Here is a 19,225-nt window from a genome sequence, read left to right as displayed (position 1 = left end):
AGTTGTGGAGATGGATCGAAAGGAGGGGAACCTTTCCACCGTTGTGGTGGTTCAATTTCCAATCATGATGAGGCTTTCACTGGCGAAACTGGTTCGATGCCGCGTGAGATCACGTCGGGTCGGCGTGATGCTGGCAGGCGTGGCCGTCGTGGCGGGCGCGAACCATTCCTTCGCCGCCGACAATCCCGGCGACCTGCTGTGGTCGCTGGCACCGGTGAACCGTCCGGTGGTGCCGGAAGGTGACGCTGCCATGACGAACCCCATCGACCGGTTTCTCGAAGCGGAACGTGTGGCCAAGGGGCTCGGGATGGTGGGTCCTGCGGACAAGTTGACCCTGCTCCGTCGCGTCCATCTTGACCTGACCGGACTCCCGCCTTCTCCTGAGGAACAGGAAGCTTTTCTCACAGACACTTCTCCGGAGGCCTACGAAAAAGTGGTGGACCGGCTTCTGGCTGGGGAACAACACGCGGTGCGGTATGCGCGGCGTTGGCTGGATGTCCTGCGCTATGCGGATGTGGATGAAAAGATGGGCCCGGGGTCGGGAATCCATCTCTGGCGGGACTGGGTGGTCAACTCCATCCGCGACGATCTTCCGTATGACCAGTTCGTGCAGCTCCAGCTTACCGGCCGCCGCGTCGGCGAGCGGACCCAGATGTCGGATACGGGCTTCCGCTCGCGCAAGGAGCCGAGACCGGGTGATGTTTTCGCATTGGGGTTTCTGGCCCGTGGTGTGGGGGCGGATCCACAGGATCTGGCAATTAATGCGGTGGACACCGTTTCGACGGCGTTCATGGGGCTGACCATCGGTTGCGCGAAGTGTCACGATCACAAGTTCGATCCCGTTTCGCAGGTCGATTATTATTCGATGAAGGCGTTGTTCGACCCGCTGGTGGCGAAAAAGGTGAATCTCGCGAGCTCCGCGGATCTGGTTGCGGCTGGAAGGGCGATGGAGGAGACGCAGAAAAAGCGGGCGCCTCATGAAAAGGAACTCGCGGCATTTCTCGATCCCTACAAGTCGAAGCTCCGCGAGGAACGGATCCAGATGCTGCCACCGGAAGTGCAGGCGGTCATCAGGAAACCCGAGAAGGAGCGGACGGTGGAGGAGCAGAAAACCGCCGACGATTATTTCCCCATCCTCCGCATCGACGACGGCAAGATCGAGGAAGTGCTGCCTGCGGAAATGGTGGGCCGGTATCGTGATTTGAAAAGGCAGGTCGAAGAGGCGGGGCGGGGGAACTCCGCCCCGGAGCTTCCGGCCTTCACCACGGTGGATGTGGACCGCGGCCGGGAGCAGATGAAAAGCTACATCCTCACCAGCGGGGAGCCGGCCCGTCCCGAGCTTCAGAACGAGGTCAAGCCCGGCTGGCCTTTTGCGGCCGGGGATTACGATTTCCGCGACGGACGTATCGAGGCATTCGCGGATTGGCTTACAAATCCATCCAACCCGCTGTTCGCCCGGGTGGCGGTCAACCGTCTGTGGCAATGGCATTTCGGCGTGGGACTGCAGAAGCTTCCCAGCGACTTCGGATTGCAATCCGATGGTCCGTCGCACCCGGCCCTGCTGGATTGGCTTGCTTCGGAATTCGTGAAACAGGGCTACAGCATGAAACAGATGAACCGCCTGATGGTGACATCGCAGGCCTACCGGATGAGCTCCGAGGTGCCGCCTGAATCGATGGCGAACCACAAGATCGATCCGGATGACACCTATCTCTGGCACTTCAGGTTGCAACGTCTCGAAGCGGAGCCGATCTGGGATTCCATCCACGCGGCGGCGGGTAATCTGGATTTGCAGGTCGGTGGCCGCTCCTTCGACCCGAATGGTGGCGGGCAGGGACGCCGTGGTGGGGATGATGCCTCCAGAACAAACGCTTCCGTAAAACGCCGTGCCGCTTACATGATCCGTGGTTATGCTCCGAGCCGTGACGTCACTCCCGGTTTCCTGCAGTCCTTCGATGTGGATGACGGACGGGTTCCCTGCCCGGTACGCACCCAGACGGTGACCGCACCGCAATCGCTTTTCCTCATGAACAGCCCGGAGATCGAGGCCGCGACGAACGGACTGGCAGAGCGGTTGAAAAACGAATCCGGTGGAGACCTGAACCGCGCGGTGGATCTGGCCTACCGCCTGACCATCGCCCGGCCACCCAGCGCTCCGGAGATCGACCGCGCCACGGCCTACCTCGAGGGCGATCCCGAGCGGCTCAAACCGTTTTCCTGGCTCCTCTTCAACCTAGATGAATTCACCTATGTCCGGTAATCCGAATCCATTCCCTTGCGGACGTATCTCGCGCCGGAACTTCCTCTTCCAGGCGGGCGGGGGATTTCTGGGCACCGCGCTCGGCGGCCTGTGGGCGCAGGAAGGCGAGATCAGGGACGCCATTCTGGGACCTCATTTCCAACCCAAGGCGAAGTCCATCATCTTCCTCTTCATGTGCGGCGGGGTCAGCCACATCGACACCTTCGATCCCAAGGGCAACGACCATGCCGGCAAGTTCATCGACGCCATCGGCTTCGGTGACAACCAGGCCTCCATGAGGCGTCCGGTCATACCCTGCCTCCGGACGTTCACCCGTTATGGAAAATCCGGCATTCCGGTGTCCGACTGGTTTCCGCATGTGGGCGGTGTGATCGACGACATTTCGGTGGTCCGTTCAATGTGGTGCCACGAGAGCAACCACTTTCCCGCCGTCATCGAAACCTGCACCGGCCACCGTGGCCGCGCTTTCGAGCACCCGACGTTCGGCAGCTGGGTGTCCTATGCGCTGGGTTCTGTAAATCGCAACCTGCCGACTTTCGTGAACATCGGCCGGCCGTCATCGCCGGTGCAGCTGACCGGTGGCTACCTCGGCGCGTCTGTCGCCGCCACGCCGTTCCAGGCCGGTGAGATTCCGATTCCGAACCTGCATCCGCCCAAGGGCAGTTCCAGTGCGGAGCGCGACCGGCAGGCGCGGGAGCTTCACGAAATGAACCGGGAATTCCGCCAGCGTTACGCGATCAATTCGGACATCCAGGCCCGCGCCAAGGCCTACGAACTGGCCGCCAGCATGCAGATGTCCGCCCCCGAGGCCGTCGATTTCTCGCGCGAGCCGGATCATGTGAAGGAACTGTATGGCATCGACAGGCCCGAGACGGTGGAGTTCGGCAAACAACTCCTCCTCGCCCGCCGCCTCGCCGAGCGGGGAGTCCGTTTCATCCAGATCTGCAATTCGGGCGGCGGCAACGGCGGATGGGACGCCCACGGCGACATGAAGACTCACGAGCCTCTCTGCCGGGCCACGGACAAGCCCATCGCCGGGCTCATCAGGGACCTGAAGCAGCGCGGCCTGCTTGACGAAACCATGGTCGTCTGGACCAGCGAGTTCGGTCGCACGCCCTGGTCGCAGAACACCACCGGCCGCGACCACAACCCCAAAGGCTACACCTGCTGGCTCGCCGGTGGCGGCATCAAGGGTGGAGTGGTCCATGGGGCGACGGACGAAGTCGGTTACAAGGCGGTGGAGAGCCCCCACTACTACAGCGACCTGCACGCCACCATCCTCCGGCAGCTCGGGATCGACCACACCAAGATGGAAGTCCCCTCCCTCGGAACCGTCTCGCGGCTCGTCGAGCACGGCGGTCCCATCAAGGAGATCATCAGTTAGCCGCCGGGAGCACGTTTTGATCGAGAACCGCTCATCGGGTTTTGAGGGCGTCCGATCTCCCCGCCGCATAAGCACCGAACACCGCCTGAATTTCATCGCGCACGCGCCTGAACATGACCATCTGCTCCTCCTCCCCGCCTTCCGCGTGTGCCGGGTCGTCGAAGGGAAAGTGATGTCTGTTCACCTGCCCGGGAAACATCGGACAGACCTGATCGGCATTGCCACAGACGGTGATCACCGTTTCAATGTCATCGCCGAGAAATTCGTCGAGATGCTTCGAACGGTTGCCGCTGATGTCGATTCCGATTTCAGACAACGCGCGGATGGCGAGGGGATGAACGTAACCAGCGGGTCTGGACCCCGCGCTTTCTATCCTGAAGCCGCTGCCAAGTTTGTCTCTCAGTATGCCTTCCGCCATGTGGGAGCGGCATGAGTTTCCGGTGCAAAGGACGAGGATGGCGGGAGTGGACATGATTTTTGGTTGTTGGGATTGGGAGAATCAAGGGTGTGGAACATGGGACCCGCAGTCGGATTGGCGCACGGCATGGCACAAGATGACCCCAATGAGAGCACCCAGGATCGTGGCCGATGGATAAAGCCATAGATCCTGGAAATTTCCGCTGACAATGGCGGGGGCGAGGGATCGGACCGGGTTCATCGACGCTCCGCTGACAGGCCCGGCAAACAACGCCTCGAGGCCGACCAGTCCACCGATCGTGATGCCGGCTGTGATGCCTTTTTCCTTTGCTCCGACCGACACACTGAGAATGACCAGCATCAGAATCGCCGTAAGCACGACCTCCAATACGAAACTTTGAAACACGCTGCCGGAGGGCATCGTGGCACCCAGGGTGGGGGAGGTAGGAAAAAGGATTTTGAGAAGAACACTCGCGGAAACGGCTCCGATGGACTGCGCGCCGATGTAGCCTGGCAGCTCACGCCACGGAAAACGCCCTGCGACCGCGAAGCCGATGGTGACCGCGGGATTGAGATGCGCACCGCTGACATCGCCAAAGGTGTGGATCATCACCAGCACCACCAGACCGAATACCAGGGCTATCCCGAGGTGGGTGATCGCTCCGCCGCTTGCCTGATTGATGACGATGGCTCCCGTTCCCGCAAACACGAGAAAGAAGGTTCCCAGAAACTCGGCGAACAAACGTTTCATCAGATCAGCAGCAACCGGCAGGGCCGCAGCAGGATGATTTGCCACCGATGGCCGGGAGGCGGTCGAGAGGAGGGAGACCGCACAACTCGGGAGCGAGGCATTCGGTATGTTTGTGCGCGAGCTTCAGAATCACGGCGTCGTCGGAAAGCTCGTGGTCTGTGATGGTGTATTGGGAGATGACCCGGTCTTCGTATTCGATTTCGACGGGGATGCCTTCGTCCGGCAGATAGGCCTTCGCCTTTTCCAGAATGGCGGCCATTTTTCCGGTTTCGATGCGGTGGTCATAATCCTGCCCGACCCAGACCTGGAGCTGGCAGGTCACGGATTCACGGAGCGTGCCGCCGCAGTCGAGAAAGGTCTTCCACACGCGGCCGACTTCGGTGACGTGGAAGGAGAGCGGGACCGGGTTACCGTCGGGCAGGGAGATGCGGAACAGGCGGGCGGAATGATCGCTGAGAAGGGATTTGAGTTCGGAGAGGTTCATGCTTTGGCGGGTTTCCTGAGTGTCAGGGTTTTCGGACCAGGGCAGCAGCTGGTTTCACGTTGGGCCAGCCGCTGGATCGAGCGTACGGTGTCGGTTTGGGAAATGAGGTTGTCCGAGTCGCTGAAGAATTTGGCAAGCGACCGGATGATCTTGCGGTAGTCGCCGTCGATCTGGAAATAGGTCCATTTTTCGCACTTCTCGCTCTCCAGGAGGCCGGCCTTGCGGATGATCTGGACGTGGCTGGAAACGGACGACTGGGGCATTTCCAGAATGTCGGCAAGCTCGCACACGCAAAGCGCCTGATCCATCACCAGCCGGATGATGCGCCAGCGGGTGGGGTCCGCGAGGGCTTTGGAAAACGTGACGATGTTTTTCATGACGGGAAGATTCATAACGATAAATATCGTTATGTAAAGAAGGAACTTTGCCCGGTAGACAGATCGTGTTGCTTGTGGGCACCCCCGCAATGCCAAGGCTGCCAAGGGATGGCGGGACGGGATGGCTTTCTAATTTCTCCAAGGGCGGCCTTCGCCATTCTCAAAGGAGAAGCGGCTGCGAAAGACCCTCTCCATGGGATGGATTATCCATGGAATCCAACAACCCGGGAGCTGATGTATCCTGACATTTCTTTTTATGTAAAACATAACAAAGCTCTTGTGCTGCCCGAGCGGTAGGGGTGGGCTTTCGACGGAATTTCGCCGGCGCTTGGCAGGTGTGGCTTCTTGTGTTGATGTCATTTTGAATTCTGATAGACAATCATTCCGCGCGTCGGTGTTCTTTGAAATGAGGAAAGGTTTTTAACAAGCCGTTCTCATTTTCATCTCATGAAGAAATCTATCAGAATATTGTTGTTGGTGGTGCTGGTCGCGGTTTTCGCCATCATCTTGACCGGAAAGCCACAGAGCGGGAATCCGTCCGCGGATGTGAAAAGCGATGCTTCCGGCATCGTAACGCGCGCCGCCGGCCGGGAGAAGACGGATCCGGAACTGGAGGCGCGGCGCAAGCGGTCGATCGATCTGGCCGCGCAGAAGTGGTATGAGGAACTGCTCGAAAAATATCCGGATATGAAACCGGTTTACAGGGATGTGCCGGATGAGAAGAACGGTTATCTCCAGCTTCTCCAGCTGGCGGAGAGCATGGAGAAGCCTCCGTTGGATGATGAGTTGAAAGATATGATTTCAGGAGCCGCGGGAGAGTGGGATGCCGGAAAGTTCAAGGCGTGGCAGTCGGAGAATCAATGGTACTTCGATGAGTTGCTGCGGATCGCGGAGCTGCCGGACCGATCGACAAAAGGGATCGCCATGGATCGGATCTTCGGAGCTCCGGCGCGGTATGGTTCGGTATTTGGTAGCATCCTCAGGGCATCCGCACGCGTCGCCTTCGAGAATGGGGATCAGGAAACAGCGCTCCGTCATTTGAAAGCCTCGACAGCCATCGGCGACCACATCGTGGATACGGAAGTGACTTCCATGCTGGGTGAGGTTATTTCAGTGGGCATCCGCAATTCCGCCCGGGACTTGCTACAGGTGAATTTCCTGCCCGTCCTCGCGAATGATCCGGAGTCTTTGAGTCGATGGAACGAAGTGGTCTTCCGTAACGAAAAACCGGCTGCTGAATATGCCCGTGTGATTGCCGGGGAGTGGAATGCCAGCATCCGCAGTCTTATTCTGCCGGCACTCCTTGGAGATCCCTCGGCAGTCGAGTCGTTGCCCGTGGGTGAAGTGCATGATGTGGAGGAACTGCTCGGTTCCTACACCCGGATGCTCCAGCAGACCGCCGAGGGAATACAGCATTCCGGGAGCGACAGGTTTGACGTGGAGAGGGCGACCGATGCTTTTCCTCCCGCCGAGAGTCTGGTGAACCGAACCGGTGAGGAATCCCACAAGGTCACCGCCGAGGGGATGCTGATGTCCCTCCGGGGATTGCCGGTGGCATTTGGAAAGAGCACGACGCGGACGGCGATGGCCTCCGCCGCGATTTCCATCCTGCTGGGAGAGGAGCCGCCCGTGGATCCGGTCAGCGGAGAGGCGTTTGTGTGGAATGCGGAAACGAGAACATTGAGCGCGCCCGGTGACGGGGAGGAATTTGAACCGATCGTGGTTCCCGGGGGACATTGAGACGAGAACGCGAGGCGGTTCTTCTTACCGACAACGTGGGACCGATCGATTGAATTTCACCTATCCGATGATAGTGAACCGAGACACCACACTCACTCTCCTGACGGGAATCCTCATCGGCGCCTCGGGCGGTTGGCTGGTGAAACCAGGGATTCCCGCAAGAACCGGCACCGAACCCGGGTCGGCAAGGACAGAGACAAAACGAACCACACGACAGGATGCGGTCGCGCTGCAAAAAAGCCGCGACGCCACACGATGGGCGGAGCGGATCGACAAGGACGGGGTGGTGGATGTCGTGAAGGAGATTCCCACCGGAGACATCCGGGCTGTGTTGGAAAAGATGATGGCCTCGATGTGGGCCGGGAGGGATGACCGGCGGGTGAACCAACTGATGTCCCTGACAGGGACATGGGCCGAGCGGGATCCGGAAGGTGCGTTGGCATGGGCCAGAGGACGGGATGTGCCGGGGCAGAGGCAGATCGCCCTGACAGGGGTGTTGTTGGTGGTGGGAAAGACAGACCCGATGGCGGGTTTTGAAATTTACACGGAAGTTGGGGAGGAGCATGTCCCCATCAGCAGCGAAAGATTGAGCGACCTGATGAGGGATGTGTATGAACTGGCGCAGGAAAAAGGACTGGATGCGTTGCTGGACATCGTAAGAAGAACTCCGGAAACCAAGGGATCGCTGGAAATGGTGCATGTCGCCTATCCGGACGGATTTGATTTTGCAAACTGATCGATGGCTTGGCGAAGTTGGGCAAGGTGGGCAAGGTGGGCAAGGTGGGCAAGGTGGGCAAGGTGGGCAATGGTCCGTGGGTGTCGAAGAGTTTCAGTCCCGACAATCCTTTGGGCAAATGGGCGGTCAAAGATCCGGATGCGGCGTTCGACTACGCCGTGACGCGGAGCGGAGAGGGACAGTATGTGGCCTTGGGCCAAATGGGTTACGAGATGGGACGGGAGTCAGGCTCGCTGGAAGCGGAGAGGTGGATGGGAGAGAAGCTCGCGTCCCTCGACTCCGGCCAACTCGCCGCCCTCCTGCCCAAGTCGGGACTCTTGAACAGCTCGGGCCAGTTGCGGAACTACATCCGGGTGATGCCCGAGGATGTCGCGGATGAGTTCCGCTTCCAAGCGATCAAGGCTGAGCCTTATGTCATGGAGATCCTGCAGGACGTTCCCGATGTCGAGGACAGGCTGGCGGTGATCGAACGCTTGCGGAATGTGAAGGATACGGGGTTCATCCGCAGCGTCATGAAACAATGGCAGGTCCCTCAGGACAGGGGTGAACGGGTGTTGGAGACTGTGAGGCAGACGGAGTAGGTTGACCGTTACGGGAAGAATTCCACCTTGTATGGTCGATGGGTTTCATTCAGTTGTGAGGTCATCCATATGATGTCCGGGAATCGCCGATTGATCCTCACAGGAGTTACCCACTGCGCCGCCTTGTTGTCAGGTTGGGCGGGGTGGAAACTGCTTGATGAGGGAGTGCATGGCTCCGGGACACAGGCCGCCGAGACTCAACGGCCGCGGACCGGAGAGGTAAGATCGTCGGACGAGATCCTGGCGATCATCGCACCGGAGAGACCCCGTCCCAAGCTGTCTCCCGCAGAGTGGCGGGAAAAGCGCGCGGCTTATCTGAATGGGCTTCCCGAACTGGTGAAGACAATGCCGGTGCCGGACGATCTGGAGGCGGCGCTGGAAGAGGAGGTGAAAGGGTGGAAGGAGGGTGATCACGGGCCTTCGGCGCGGCTTGCCACCCTGATGTATCAGTGGGCGGCCAAGGATATGCCCGGCCTGCTGAAGTGGCTGAAGGAAGGAGTTGGCCCGGACAATGCCAGAGGAGCTGCCGCCGCAAGCCACCTGGGAGATGTGGTGCAGCAACTGGCCGGCGACAAAGGGGTGGATTCCGTCCTGCCGTTTTTCGATGGCGGGTTGGAATCCGAGACCATCTTCGCGACCTCGCGGACGCTTGGCGAATCGGGGAACCTGAAGCTCCTGGCGGAATTCAAGGGAAAGTTGGTCCCGGACCAGTGGAACAGCATGAAGTTTTTCCTAAGCAGCCAGTGTCCGTGGGAGCGGAGATCGACTATCGTCGAGTTCGCGCGTTCCGAAAACCAACCCGAAATTGTGGCGAACTTCGGCAGGTTTCAGAAAGAGAACTCCTCGGAGGCCGCCGCATGGATTCTGGAAATGCTCGGTGACGAATCCCTTGACGCGGAGTTCCGCGAAAGACTCTCCGATAACAACCGGCTGAATGAAATCGCCCTTTCCAGTGCGGTCCTGCCGATGGACCAGCGGATCGCCCTCATGCGAAAGGGAGAGGCAGGGCCGGCCGATCAGAACCTCTATGACGAACTGGCGAGGACGGATGTCGCAAAGATCCTGATCCACGGGCGCGATTGGACTTACGAATTCCGCCACGGAAATGTGGAGGCTGGCGAAGTTCTGGCCAGCATCGCGAAGGAACTTCCAGAAACAAATTTGAAGGCGGCCGAGGCGGTCCGGGTGGCTCTTTTTCAGAATCTGGCGGAGGAGGATGGCGGACGCGCGATCAAGCTGCTGGAAGGTCTCACGCCCACGCGGCGCGCGGAGGTGGTCCTGGATACCGCCCGGAATGGTTTCCATTACGTCAACCCCGAGGCCTTCCTCACCGCTCTGCGGCAGGTCCCCGAGGATGACCCGCAATATCGGGACGCACGGCTCGATGCGTGGGTCCGGCATGGTCCGGAGAATTATGAACGCCTGGATGAGGGCTATGTGAAGTGGGTCAGGAACCTGCCTGAGGGGTTGGACCGGGACATGGCCCTTTATTCGCTCTCGCTGGCTTCCGCCAAAAGCAACCCCTCGCTTGCGCAAAGCCTCCGTTCGGAGGTGAGGGATGAGGAACTCAAGCGAAGGATGTCGAACCCATGACACGTGCCCGAAGCATCATGAGCCATCTGGTGGCTGCGGGCATCGGTGTGGCGATCGCCGCCACCTGGTTTTCCACAGAGAGATACGTTGGCGCAGGTTTGCCAAAAAAGGCCGGGACTGTGTCCGGGAGAGGCGGCGATGCCGAATCGTTTCGGGGACGCAAGGACGCGAAGCGGCAGCTATCGAAGAACGATTACAAAATCGCATGGGCCGCAGTGCCGACCCGCAGGCTCAACAGGCTGGATCGGATCACGCTCCAGCAAGAGATCATCGGAAAATGGGCGGCGGTGGATTTGCAGGGCGCTCTTGATGCCGTGATGAAAGAGGCGTGGGACGAGCGCGGACAGAATGTCGGAGGGACATATTATTTCCCTCCACCGCTGTTGGAGGCTTTTTCCCAAGCGTTTTCCGACCGTCCGTTGGATGCCTGGGAACTCATCCAGAGCGGCCGGTATGGCGTGGCCACGGAACTGCTCCGCCGACAGTGGGTGGAATCCGTGGTCAAAACCGATGGTTTCCTGGTGGCTTCGATGCTCTCCAACCTGTCGGAAAATCTGCGGAAAGAAGCGATCACCGGCATCGTGCGGGGGGCCAAGACCGCCGACGAGCGCGCGGCGGTTGTTTCCCGGATCATCGATCTGGCAGGGAAGGATCACGGCGATTGGATCCAGCAGGCGTTCAATCAACTTCCCGGTGGTGATGATCCCGGAGAATTGCGGAAACGTTGGTCGTCATTGCCGGAGGGGACGACGCGGCGGATCACCATGATGGAGTGGGGCGCGAGTTTGAAAAAGATGAAATCCGCGAATCTATCCGCCGAACTGGATCAAATTCCTCCGGATGCGCGGGAAAAGGCGAGCCAGGTGATCCTCTCCCAGCTCACCTCGGACTATCCGGGATTGCTGACCGTGCTGGACTTCGCCATCTCCGCCGGGCAGTTGGAGGTTGTTTCGAAACTGAGTCCGGCGGCGATCGCGGATTTCGCCGAACGGGGGCTCGTGAAACCCGAAGAACTCGTGGAGTGGGCATGCAACCTGCCGGAAAGCCCCGATACCGTGGAGATGTTCTATAAAGCGGTGGGCCGTTACATCCGGGACGATCTACCCAGGGCCAGACAGTGGCTGGAAGCGATGCCCGAAGGATCGTGGCAGCGGGAGAACGGTTTGGCTGAGTTTTCCCAACAGGCGCTCTGGAGAAAAAACGATCCCGCCGCCTCTCAGTGGGCGCTTGATGCCATCACAGACCCAGCCGTCAGGGCGAATGCGGAAAAGTGGCGGATGGATTGGGAAAAACAGAATGCCCCGACTCAATAGGCACTTTCAATTGATGGAGATGAACTGACAAGACCGCCTTGCCGCGTCTTGCGGAGCCTCCCAAGTGAGAAACTTTACAGCGGGCGGTTTTTCAGGAAAAAGCCGGCAGCGCTATTTTTCGGCGAAAGCTTCAAGCTGTTTTTCGGTCAGGACGCCTTTGGGGAGTTTCGAGAGAATTTTCAAAGCCGCTTCACGGACCCCGTCGTCATTAATATCCGCAGAACAGGCGTTGAGAGCTTCCTGACGGCTTTCCGCAGGAAGGTCTCCAATGCGGGCGGCCAGGAAAAGCGGATCCTTATCCCCGGCGGTTTCTATCCAGAAGTGTCTCAGCAGACCGGTGTCGATCCCGAATCTTCCGCTCGCGACCAGATCCCACACCTCTTGTGGATGCGTGATGAAAGGACCGTAAAACGCTTCAAACAGGGTCTCTCTCAAAGCGTCTTCACCGGGCTCGTCGTTCCATTGCCGGCCGAGCGCGGCTTCAAGGGCCGAGGCGAGGTCCCGTGCAGCCCAATTCTGGAGCATGTTCCTGCGTATTGCGGTGCGTTCGGGCTTTGTGAGCGGCGCGCGTCCGAGTGCTTTCCACGCACCGGCGAATTCACGGGTGCTCCATGCCCCGGTGGACTGGAAAGCCTCGGGGGGAGTGCTCACGGCGGCGCGCGGGCGCACAGGCCTTTTGATCGATACCGCCTGTGGTTCATCCGGCGGGCGGGTGGCTTCGCCGCCTGAGGGACGTCCGAACCACAGGCCTGCGGCAATCACCGCCAGATGGCTGGCGACTGCCAGTGATAGGAAGCGGTGGTTCATGGGTCTTTTTTGGAAAGCTGTTCGCGGTATTGCCGTGCCCGCTCCGGATCGGGCGTGGAGTAAACCACGGAATCCACCGCGGCGTCCCTGTCGAATCCCGGTGGCATCTGTCTCACCCATTCCACATATTCCCTGCCATACCGCTCAAGATATCCAGAAGTCCTCATCCTCCACCCTCTTGTCCGGTCGTCTTTTTCCGCTGCCGTCACGGGTTGGGGAATCTGTTGTAGAAATCCCAGAAAGTAGTCCGGACGGGCGTTGTCATGGCTTTCCCAAGCCGTATCAGAAAGAATCCCGCGCCGCATTTCCTCCGTCATCGTATCCAGCAAGGGCAGCGCCTTCGCGGGGTCTTCGACGCAGAGTTGGTAAAACAGGGCTTTCCGCAGCGCCTGCTCTCCTTCGGGAGGAATGTTAGGGAGATTCTCCTTCACCTCTGTCAGGACATCCTCGAGCGATGTCGCCCCATTTTTGAATTCATGCCCCCAGTCTCGGCCCTGATCGAGCAGGGTTCCGACATCAGCCATGACCAGATCGTCCATGAGGGCTTGTCTGGATCGGGATTCATTTCCGAGAGCCAGCCGCCGCGCCTCCAACCGGGCGTTCATTTCCATGTCCGGAAGATTCACGACGGCATCTCCGATCTCACGCTTCAGCCTCGCGGCCAGGCCTCCTTCGAAAACACCCCGTGCGATGAGGTCCAGCAGCCATGGGGCGGCACGTGCGTCGGAACGGGCGAATCCCGACAAGAGGAGTTGCTTGCTGACTTCGTCCGGCTGCCGCTTCACGAAATCCAGCAGCTTCTCTTTTTCGTCGAAGGGAATGTTCTTACCCGCTTCTTTAAAGAACGGAGGGCCGTCGTCGTATGGATTCTCGGAAAAGTCCGAGGCTTCCTGCGTGGAGGTCCGGTATTGGTCTTCATAGGGATTGCCTTTCATCGCCTCCTGCAGCGCCGTCAGGGTGGCCACACCACCGCCCGTTTTCATCTCATCGACAGCGCAGGTGCCCAAGGCACCCAGCAGATCCTCGCTTTTGGTCAGCCAGGATATGGATGCGATCACCCCGTGTTCGTGGATCACGTCCTTGAAAACCCTTTCCACGAGCAAATTATTCAGCCCGATCAACCGGCACACGGGATTTTTCAGGGCGAAATCGACCGCCTTGTCCGGCTCCCGCAACATCCAGTCCAGCATCCGCACTTCGAAAACCGCGAGCAGTTCGTTGACCTCATTCCGCGTCAGCCCGGTTCCGTCGGCTTGTTCCAGGCGGTCGCCGTATTCGGTGACCGCCGCCAGAGCAGCCGCTTCCAGGTCCGCGGCCACCGGGAGGGTTTCCTTCAGTTTTTCGTATTCCGTTGGAGGGTCGATCAGTTGCCCGTCGAAGACCTCCATCAGGCGATCTGCGTCATGACGGTTCATCTGTGGTTCACGATGGGAGACTTTCGACTTCAGTCGCGGCGTTTCGGGGACGGTCCGGGGCGGCGCGGGAGACATCACGAGTTTCGCGGTCGCAACGGCACCTGCGAACGCAAGGACGTGGGTGGCGATGAGGATCTGGAGGCGGCGTGACATGAAGGTGGAATACGAAAGCGGGGCGGGCGGGACAGTGACGGCCTATCTAACGGATTTATTCGAAAGAATGTCGAAGTCGGTTTTCATGGCTGGCCGCCAACCCTGTCGATGCGGGTGGAAATCCATTTCACAGGATGTTGCTTCCACACGGCATCGCCTTCTGGATTCCCCGCCTCTCCAACGGGTGAATGTGGTCGGGAGCGGCCGGTTCACTTTCCCAACAGCGTCCGGTCTTCGGGAGCGAGGTTCTGTCTCCACTTTTCCGCCGCCTCGTGGTTGACGAGGGACCAGCGGAGGTCGAGAGCCTGCAGCGCGGTGGCGCGGAGGGCCGGTGTGTCGATGGACGTGGCGATTCCGGCGGCTTTGTCGAAGTGTTCGAATCCAGCCAAGGCGGGGATGCTGGACGCATAGAGCGCGTCACGCTTTTCTCCCGCAGGTTGACCGTCGAGCCATTTGATCGCGGGCTCCGGCTCGGGCCAGAACCATGATCCGATGGCGAATACGATGGGTTCCGGGATGCCGTTCGAGACATCGCTTTTCCGGAGCCATTCGTCGAATGTGGCCTGCGGATCTTTTTTCGCACGGCCCACTGTTTCGGCGAGTTCGAGCGCGGCACGTTCGGCCGCATCGAGTCCTGGGGTGTCGATGATCGCTCTGGCGGCTTCGGGATCCATTTCCCCGAGGACCGTCACCAGGATGGTCCGGACTTCCTTGATATCCCCGGAATCGCCAGTGCTTGAGGCGTAATCCAGCAGTCTCTTTCTTACTTCCGGGTCTTTTCCGTGAATGCCCGCCCAAAGTTGCAGTTGCTTGGAAACATCCGCCGGTTCCATGCGCGGGAGTTCCTGCATCGCTCGGTCGGGTTCGGTGTCCATGAGAGACATGAGTGAATTGAGCCTGATGGTGGACGCCCGCTTCTTCAGTTCGGGAGGGAGGTTTTCATCGTTGACCCAAGCGAGCGCGGCGTCCGGATCGACGGTGGCCCATTGCATGACCATGGAGGTGGTCTCCATGCTGTCGCGACTGCCGGCGGCATGGGGTTCCGCTCCCATGTATGCCAGCGCGGCGGACCCGTCCTGGAGCACCCAGCAGGAGAGGATGATCCTCCGCAGCTTCCACTCCGCTCCGGGTGCGAGGGATTTCAGGAATTCCCCGATTTGTGACGAGGACATGTTGGAGACCAGGCGGCTGATCTCCGAGGAGGCCTCAGGGTCATAGTCCGGGTGGGGGCTTTCCTTCCAGGCCTTCCACAAGCGCTGATAGGTTTTGTCCACGGATACGGTTTCATCTTTTTCCGATGGTCCGCGTGCCTTTTCTGATGAGGGAGTTGCGACGCTTGCAAGGGGGCGGGTATCCCGGGTGCGGTTGTCCTCTTTCGCGTCCGCGAGGCCTTTCAAGTGTCCGCCGACACCCGATAGGATGATTACGAGAATGCCGATGGTGATGGTGCGGCCGTGACGGGAGAAGTCAGTTTTTTTCATCGTTGTCCGGGGATTTCAGCCTTTCTTGCAACGCAGGGTCCACGGATGCGAGCCAGGCGGAGGCTTGCCCGGGATCATGGGTGGTCCACAGGTCGTAGTGGGTTTTCAGGCGTGAGAACAGCATCGCGTCCGAACGGGAGTTGCGTCCGAAGGGAATCCACCCGCCCTGGTGGTAGGAGGCAAGGAGGTTTTTCATAACCGTATCCCGGAAGCCGGGGGACAGCTGGGAGAGGTTTTCAAATGCCATGGAGGCATCTTCCGGAGCCCGTTCCGCCCACTTTTGATAGATGGCGACCTGCTCCTTCACGGGTTGTGGATTTTCACCGCTGGTCATCCACGCGATGACCGCGGCGGGATCTTTCTCAATCCAGTTGTTCAACAACTGCCGCCGGGTTTGTTCTCGGACTCCTCCATCCAGTTGAAGATCGTCCAGTCCGTCCAACGCTGCGGCGGGGTCTGAATCCGCCCAAGATCGGACGAATGCTTTCAACGCGTATGCGGATTCTCCGGGGGCGACGCCGCTGTTTGCGAGCATGGTGAGGAATTCCGCCCGTTCCTCCTCCGTCTCCGCCATGGCGTTGCCGATCCGGCCGAGAAGAAGGGTTTTCACCTGCGGATCGCAGGCCTCGGCTTTCTCCAAGGCTTCGGCCGGTGGCAGAGAATAGAGGAGTGTCGCCATCTCCAGCGAAGCCAGTTTTTTGTCAATCCGGGAGGATTTCATGGCCCATTGGTAGGCCGCGTCCGGGTCCTTTTTCATCCAACCGGTGAAGGCGCTGTGGAGGGTCTGTTTTTCATCCTTCCCCCCTGCCGCCTCCAGTGCCTCCAGAGGATCGATCTGGGCCCAGCAGAAATAAAGCATCGCCTCCTGATCCATGGCCGCATCCGTGCGGTCGCCCGCGGAGATCTCCGCCAGGGCTTCTCTGATCTGCCGGATGGAAAACCTGCTGATGACGGTCCATGCCTCGCCGGAGGTTTTCAGATTGAAGGGACGTTCCCGCAACAGGCGCAGCTCTTCCAGTGGTTCGCTTTTCGTGTCAGCCGGACGCGTGCGGCGGGCGTCCTGGCGGGCGGCTTTGGTGATGGCGGGTGGGGGCGGCAAAGGAGGGTGTGCCTGACGATAACCCAGCCAGCCTGCCACGAAGGACCCGGCGGCGGTGAAAAGGATGATCCACATGCGGGACGACATGATGGAATACTGTTTGATGACACCGCCGGTTGTCGATGGACAAGTGGGTGAAATTTCCCTTGGCTAGTCGCCCCCTAAACAAAACAAGCCGATCCGGGAACCAGCACATCATTCCACCGGGAGTTCCGGCCTTTTTCATCCGTTCAACAGTCCGTTTGACTCATGCGGGAGGGAACAGTCATCGGGTCATCTTTTCTCACTTTTCTCCCTCAATTCAAGAGCTTGATTTCTCAGTCGCCCGTTGGGGAGTTGGTTGATCCAGCCCGGGTTTTTCTGATCCCAGTCCTTGTTCCGATTCAGCCAGGATTTCAGTGCGATTTCCTGTCGGTAGGTGGAGGTGTAGGTATTGAGAACTTCGGAGAGTTCGGCGGGAGATATGGGATCGGTGTAGTGATCTGCAGAGGTGAAAACCATGCCATCGAGCAGCCGGTTCCGGGCGAGCGGTGGCAGCGATCCGACCCAGGCGAGCATTTTCACGCGCTCCGATGCGTTGGCACCCGGATAGGCCGACCCGACGAGCGAACTGCTGAGATTTCCATCGTAGATGCCATTGCTGCCCCGATCCCTGAGGACGGCTTGTAGGTTTTCCGTCGTCGGCTGGGCATAGAGGCGGGCCTGCAGGATGTAGGCTTTGTCATAGACGGAACCACCGGCTTCGTCGGGGATGCGGTGGAACAGCTCGGATGCGCGCTCGGGGTGGACTTTCATGAGTTCGCTGAAAAACTCCACACGCAGGGTGGTTTTGTTGAGAGTGTTGAGAAAATCGAGAAACGCGTCGGGTCGCTTGTTCGCGGCGTCCGCGTATAGAGGTATCAAGGCGAAATTCGCATCGGCTTGGATTCCGACCTTGAAAACTTCCCCGTCGGGCAGGACTCCGGCCTTCGGCTTGATGTAGGCTGCCCACGCGATGTCCCTCAGGTCGTTATTACTGATGTTGTTCAGCAGCGCGATGATCTTCGCATCGTCCCATGGGAGTTGCGCGGCCGCGTCCCGGATGAGGTCCTCCACGCCGGGCAGACCGGGGAGTTTGCCGATCAATTTGAAAAATGCCACGGGGTCGGCGCTGGCAAGTTGGCGCAGCAACACATGGGCTTCGTCGATTTTTCCCGCCCGCAGCGATGCACGCACGGCGGCGGAGGTTTTCTCCGCACGAACCGCCTTGGTGGGGTGAACGGGGGATTTTTCAGTCACCGATTCAGCGGTCGGTGTCCTGACGGGGGCCGGGGAAGTGGATTTTCTGGAAATGATTGTCACGGTCAAGGACAGGGCGAAGACCACGACTGGCAATGTTTTCCGTGTGAGGCTCATGGCTGGAACGTGGTGGCGATGCGTGCGATCTTTTCCCGTAGCGCGCCGGCAGGGAGAGTTGCCACGTAATCGAGTGCCTCCTCCGGATCTTCCTGAGCGAGTTCGGTGAGAAGTTTTTCCTCGAACTTCGCACGTTCGTCAGCATCCGGGATGCGGCCCGCCCAGTCGAGGGCTGACCGAATGTCGCCTTCACTCCCCCAAACCAACCCGGCGGCGTCTTTCAACAACGATTGTTTTTCCTGAGAGGTGAGATCGAGCGATTCGAGTTGATCGACGCACTGCCGGGCGGCCTCGGGCCGGAATTCCATATTGTATTGTAAATATCTCTCTATCCCGATCTTGCGGAGTTCCGGCGGCAGCTGGGTGAGGGTTGTGAGCGGGATGGAGGTGCTTGAGTTCCACGAGTTTCTCAAATACTCGGTGAATTCGGCCGGCTTGAGTTTTGCCAGATCCTCCACTTGCGGCGGAGCTCCGGCAGGGGCCTTGTCCACGAGTTCCTGCTGCTCGTGGAGCGTTTTGAACTGGTCGAGATCATTGCTGAAACCGGGCGGGAATGTTTTTTCCATTTCCCGCAGCCCATCCTTATCGGTGTGCTGAAGGACGAACCAGGCACGTCTGACGAATTCCGGCGGCTCACCTTTCCAGCGTCCTGATTTCCATTCCTCAAGGATACGTCTGGCGTTTTCCTCTCCCCGGGGGAAACGAAGTTGTCTGGCTATGTCCTTTTCGGAGAAACCCAGCGAAGGGTCGAGCAGCGTGTCCGCAACGAGCGGTGAGCCGCCGCAGTAACCGAGAATTTCAAGTCCCTTGCGATGCTCGATCTCGACGTCCGCCAGAGCCGCCTGCCGCGCATAGGGTGAATGACGGATCAATTCCCAAGCCGCATCGGGTGAAAGAGCGCCGAGTTTGAAAATCGTGAGCCGGGCCAAAGCGACCCGCCGGTCTTCCGGTAAGGTAAGAATGAATTTGTCCAGCCAGACCGGGTCGGAAAACAGCGCAAGCGCGAGCCAATCGGCGATTTCGTCATCCTTCGCTTCTGCTGCGAGAAGTTTCTGGAGTTTTTTGCGTGCCTCGGTGCTGCGTCCGGCGATGGTGGCGATTCTGATGATGGCGGGATCGTCGGGAAGCGCTGCCTCGGCTTTTACCGCAACGGGTGGCGAAGGGAGCCCGGGTGCTGTCGGGGGTTGCTCCTGCCTGGTCATGACGAGGCCAACGGAGATTCCTACCAAGGCTGGCAGG

The 19,225-nt window shown here is 59.5% G+C and carries 17 protein-coding genes; 7 read left to right on the top strand and 10 right to left on the bottom strand.

The window, feature by feature from the left end; all coding sequences use genetic code 11:
• Positions 1 to 64: 64 nt before the first annotated feature.
• Positions 65 to 2,260, top strand: coding sequence for a DUF1549 and DUF1553 domain-containing protein (locus JIN84_RS20700; protein ID WP_200353010.1), 2,196 nt, complete (start codon positions 65 to 67; stop codon positions 2,258 to 2,260).
• Positions 2,238 to 3,644 (top strand): DUF1501 domain-containing protein, encoded by a 1,407-nt coding sequence (locus JIN84_RS20695; RefSeq protein ID WP_234043638.1) that lies wholly within the window; start codon positions 2,238 to 2,240, stop codon positions 3,642 to 3,644. The genes JIN84_RS20700 and JIN84_RS20695 overlap by 23 nt, the downstream gene beginning before the upstream one ends.
• Positions 3,645 to 3,675: 31 nt before the next feature.
• Here the strand turns inward: JIN84_RS20695 and JIN84_RS20690 are convergent, their stop codons facing one another.
• Genes JIN84_RS20690 through JIN84_RS20675 form a run of 4 tightly spaced genes read right to left on the bottom strand, consistent with a single transcriptional unit; the run spans position 3,676 to position 5,673 of the window.
• Positions 3,676 to 4,116, bottom strand: coding sequence for an arsenate reductase ArsC (locus JIN84_RS20690; protein ID WP_200353008.1), 441 nt, complete (start codon positions 4,114 to 4,116; stop codon positions 3,676 to 3,678).
• Positions 4,117 to 4,143: 27 nt separating this feature from the next.
• Complete coding sequence (locus tag JIN84_RS20685; RefSeq protein WP_200353007.1) at positions 4,144 to 4,812, bottom strand: MIP/aquaporin family protein; 669 nt, start codon at positions 4,810 to 4,812, stop codon at positions 4,144 to 4,146.
• A 4-nt stretch (positions 4,813 to 4,816) separates the two neighbouring features.
• Complete coding sequence (locus tag JIN84_RS20680) at positions 4,817 to 5,296, bottom strand: DUF6428 family protein (protein WP_200353006.1); 480 nt, start codon at positions 5,294 to 5,296, stop codon at positions 4,817 to 4,819.
• Positions 5,293 to 5,673, bottom strand: coding sequence for an ArsR/SmtB family transcription factor (locus JIN84_RS20675; RefSeq protein ID WP_200353005.1), 381 nt, complete (start codon positions 5,671 to 5,673; stop codon positions 5,293 to 5,295). The genes JIN84_RS20680 and JIN84_RS20675 overlap by 4 nt, the downstream gene beginning before the upstream one ends.
• Before the next feature lie 447 nt (positions 5,674 to 6,120).
• Here JIN84_RS20675 and JIN84_RS20670 point away from each other — a divergent pair, with 447 nt between their 5' ends.
• The 5 genes from JIN84_RS20670 (at position 6,121) to JIN84_RS20650 (ending at position 11,636) form a co-directional block, all read left to right on the top strand.
• Positions 6,121 to 7,413 carry a hypothetical protein gene (locus JIN84_RS20670; RefSeq protein ID WP_200353004.1) on the top strand — a complete coding sequence of 431 codons (1,293 nt, stop codon included), beginning with the start codon at positions 6,121 to 6,123 and terminating at the stop codon, positions 7,411 to 7,413.
• Positions 7,414 to 7,480: 67 nt separating this feature from the next.
• Positions 7,481 to 8,149: a hypothetical protein gene (locus JIN84_RS20665; RefSeq protein WP_200353003.1), complete on the top strand. Its 669-nt coding sequence runs from the start codon at positions 7,481 to 7,483 to the stop codon at positions 8,147 to 8,149.
• Positions 8,150 to 8,157: 8 nt separating this feature from the next.
• Entirely contained in the window at positions 8,158 to 8,730 is a 573-nt protein-coding gene (locus tag JIN84_RS20660) for a hypothetical protein (RefSeq protein ID WP_200353002.1), read from the top strand.
• A gap of 90 nt (positions 8,731 to 8,820) precedes the next feature.
• On the top strand, positions 8,821 to 10,323 hold the full coding sequence (locus JIN84_RS20655; protein WP_200353001.1) for a hypothetical protein: 1,503 nt from the start codon (positions 8,821 to 8,823) through the stop codon (positions 10,321 to 10,323).
• Positions 10,320 to 11,636 carry a hypothetical protein gene (locus JIN84_RS20650; RefSeq protein ID WP_200353000.1) on the top strand — a complete coding sequence of 439 codons (1,317 nt, stop codon included), beginning with the start codon at positions 10,320 to 10,322 and terminating at the stop codon, positions 11,634 to 11,636. The genes JIN84_RS20655 and JIN84_RS20650 overlap by 4 nt, the downstream gene beginning before the upstream one ends.
• Positions 11,637 to 11,747: 111 nt before the next feature.
• Here the strand turns inward: JIN84_RS20650 and JIN84_RS20645 are convergent, their stop codons facing one another.
• The 6 genes from JIN84_RS20645 to JIN84_RS20620 all read right to left on the bottom strand — a co-directional run bounded on the left by JIN84_RS20645 (position 11,748) and on the right by JIN84_RS20620 (position 19,188).
• On the bottom strand, positions 11,748 to 12,443 hold the full coding sequence (locus JIN84_RS20645) for a hypothetical protein (protein ID WP_200352999.1): 696 nt from the start codon (positions 12,441 to 12,443) through the stop codon (positions 11,748 to 11,750).
• Complete coding sequence (locus JIN84_RS20640) at positions 12,440 to 14,011, bottom strand: hypothetical protein (RefSeq protein ID WP_200352998.1); 1,572 nt, start codon at positions 14,009 to 14,011, stop codon at positions 12,440 to 12,442. Before JIN84_RS20640 ends, JIN84_RS20645 begins: the two co-directional genes overlap by 4 nt.
• A 209-nt stretch (positions 14,012 to 14,220) precedes the next feature.
• Positions 14,221 to 15,492, bottom strand: a complete 1,272-nt coding sequence (locus JIN84_RS20635) for a hypothetical protein (RefSeq protein ID WP_200352997.1) — start codon at positions 15,490 to 15,492, stop codon at positions 14,221 to 14,223.
• Entirely contained in the window at positions 15,479 to 16,678 is a 1,200-nt protein-coding gene (locus JIN84_RS20630; RefSeq protein ID WP_200352996.1) for a hypothetical protein, read from the bottom strand. The genes JIN84_RS20635 and JIN84_RS20630 overlap by 14 nt, the downstream gene beginning before the upstream one ends.
• Before the next feature lie 186 nt (positions 16,679 to 16,864).
• The gene (locus JIN84_RS20625; protein ID WP_200352995.1) at positions 16,865 to 17,986 is read right to left on the bottom strand and encodes a hypothetical protein; all 1,122 of its coding nucleotides are present in this window, start codon (positions 17,984 to 17,986) and stop codon (positions 16,865 to 16,867) included.
• Complete coding sequence (locus JIN84_RS20620) at positions 17,983 to 19,188, bottom strand: hypothetical protein (RefSeq protein WP_200352994.1); 1,206 nt, start codon at positions 19,186 to 19,188, stop codon at positions 17,983 to 17,985. Before JIN84_RS20620 ends, JIN84_RS20625 begins: the two co-directional genes overlap by 4 nt.
• Between the last annotated feature and the right edge of the window lie 37 nt (positions 19,189 to 19,225).

The sequence above is a fragment of the Luteolibacter yonseiensis genome, assembly GCF_016595465.1.
Lineage (GTDB): Bacteria > Verrucomicrobiota > Verrucomicrobiia > Verrucomicrobiales > Akkermansiaceae > Luteolibacter > Luteolibacter yonseiensis.
This window is presented reverse-complemented; position numbering and strand designations above follow the sequence as displayed.

What these genes read in the sequence shown, in the direction of transcription:
- JIN84_RS20700 (WP_200353010.1), top strand. Translation starts at nt 65, where the DNA reads ATGATGAGGCTTTCACTGGCGAAACTGGTTCGATGCCGCGTGAGATCA.
- JIN84_RS20695 (WP_234043638.1), top strand. Translation starts at nt 2,238, where the DNA reads ATGAATTCACCTATGTCCGGTAATCCGAATCCATTCCCTTGCGGACGT.
- JIN84_RS20690 (WP_200353008.1), bottom strand. Translation starts at nt 4,116, where the DNA reads ATGTCCACTCCCGCCATCCTCGTCCTTTGCACCGGAAACTCATGCCGC.
- JIN84_RS20685 (WP_200353007.1), bottom strand. Translation starts at nt 4,812, where the DNA reads ATGAAACGTTTGTTCGCCGAGTTTCTGGGAACCTTCTTTCTCGTGTTT.
- JIN84_RS20680 (WP_200353006.1), bottom strand. Translation starts at nt 5,296, where the DNA reads ATGAACCTCTCCGAACTCAAATCCCTTCTCAGCGATCATTCCGCCCGC.
- JIN84_RS20675 (WP_200353005.1), bottom strand. Translation starts at nt 5,673, where the DNA reads ATGAAAAACATCGTCACGTTTTCCAAAGCCCTCGCGGACCCCACCCGC.
- JIN84_RS20670 (WP_200353004.1), top strand. Translation starts at nt 6,121, where the DNA reads ATGAAGAAATCTATCAGAATATTGTTGTTGGTGGTGCTGGTCGCGGTT.
- JIN84_RS20665 (WP_200353003.1), top strand. Translation starts at nt 7,481, where the DNA reads ATGATAGTGAACCGAGACACCACACTCACTCTCCTGACGGGAATCCTC.
- JIN84_RS20650 (WP_200353000.1), top strand. Translation starts at nt 10,320, where the DNA reads ATGACACGTGCCCGAAGCATCATGAGCCATCTGGTGGCTGCGGGCATC.
- JIN84_RS20645 (WP_200352999.1), bottom strand. Translation starts at nt 12,443, where the DNA reads ATGAACCACCGCTTCCTATCACTGGCAGTCGCCAGCCATCTGGCGGTG.
- JIN84_RS20640 (WP_200352998.1), bottom strand. Translation starts at nt 14,011, where the DNA reads ATGTCACGCCGCCTCCAGATCCTCATCGCCACCCACGTCCTTGCGTTC.
- JIN84_RS20635 (WP_200352997.1), bottom strand. Translation starts at nt 15,492, where the DNA reads ATGAAAAAAACTGACTTCTCCCGTCACGGCCGCACCATCACCATCGGC.
- JIN84_RS20630 (WP_200352996.1), bottom strand. Translation starts at nt 16,678, where the DNA reads ATGTCGTCCCGCATGTGGATCATCCTTTTCACCGCCGCCGGGTCCTTC.
- JIN84_RS20625 (WP_200352995.1), bottom strand. Translation starts at nt 17,986, where the DNA reads ATGAGCCTCACACGGAAAACATTGCCAGTCGTGGTCTTCGCCCTGTCC.
- JIN84_RS20620 (WP_200352994.1), bottom strand. Translation starts at nt 19,188, where the DNA reads ATGACCAGGCAGGAGCAACCCCCGACAGCACCCGGGCTCCCTTCGCCA.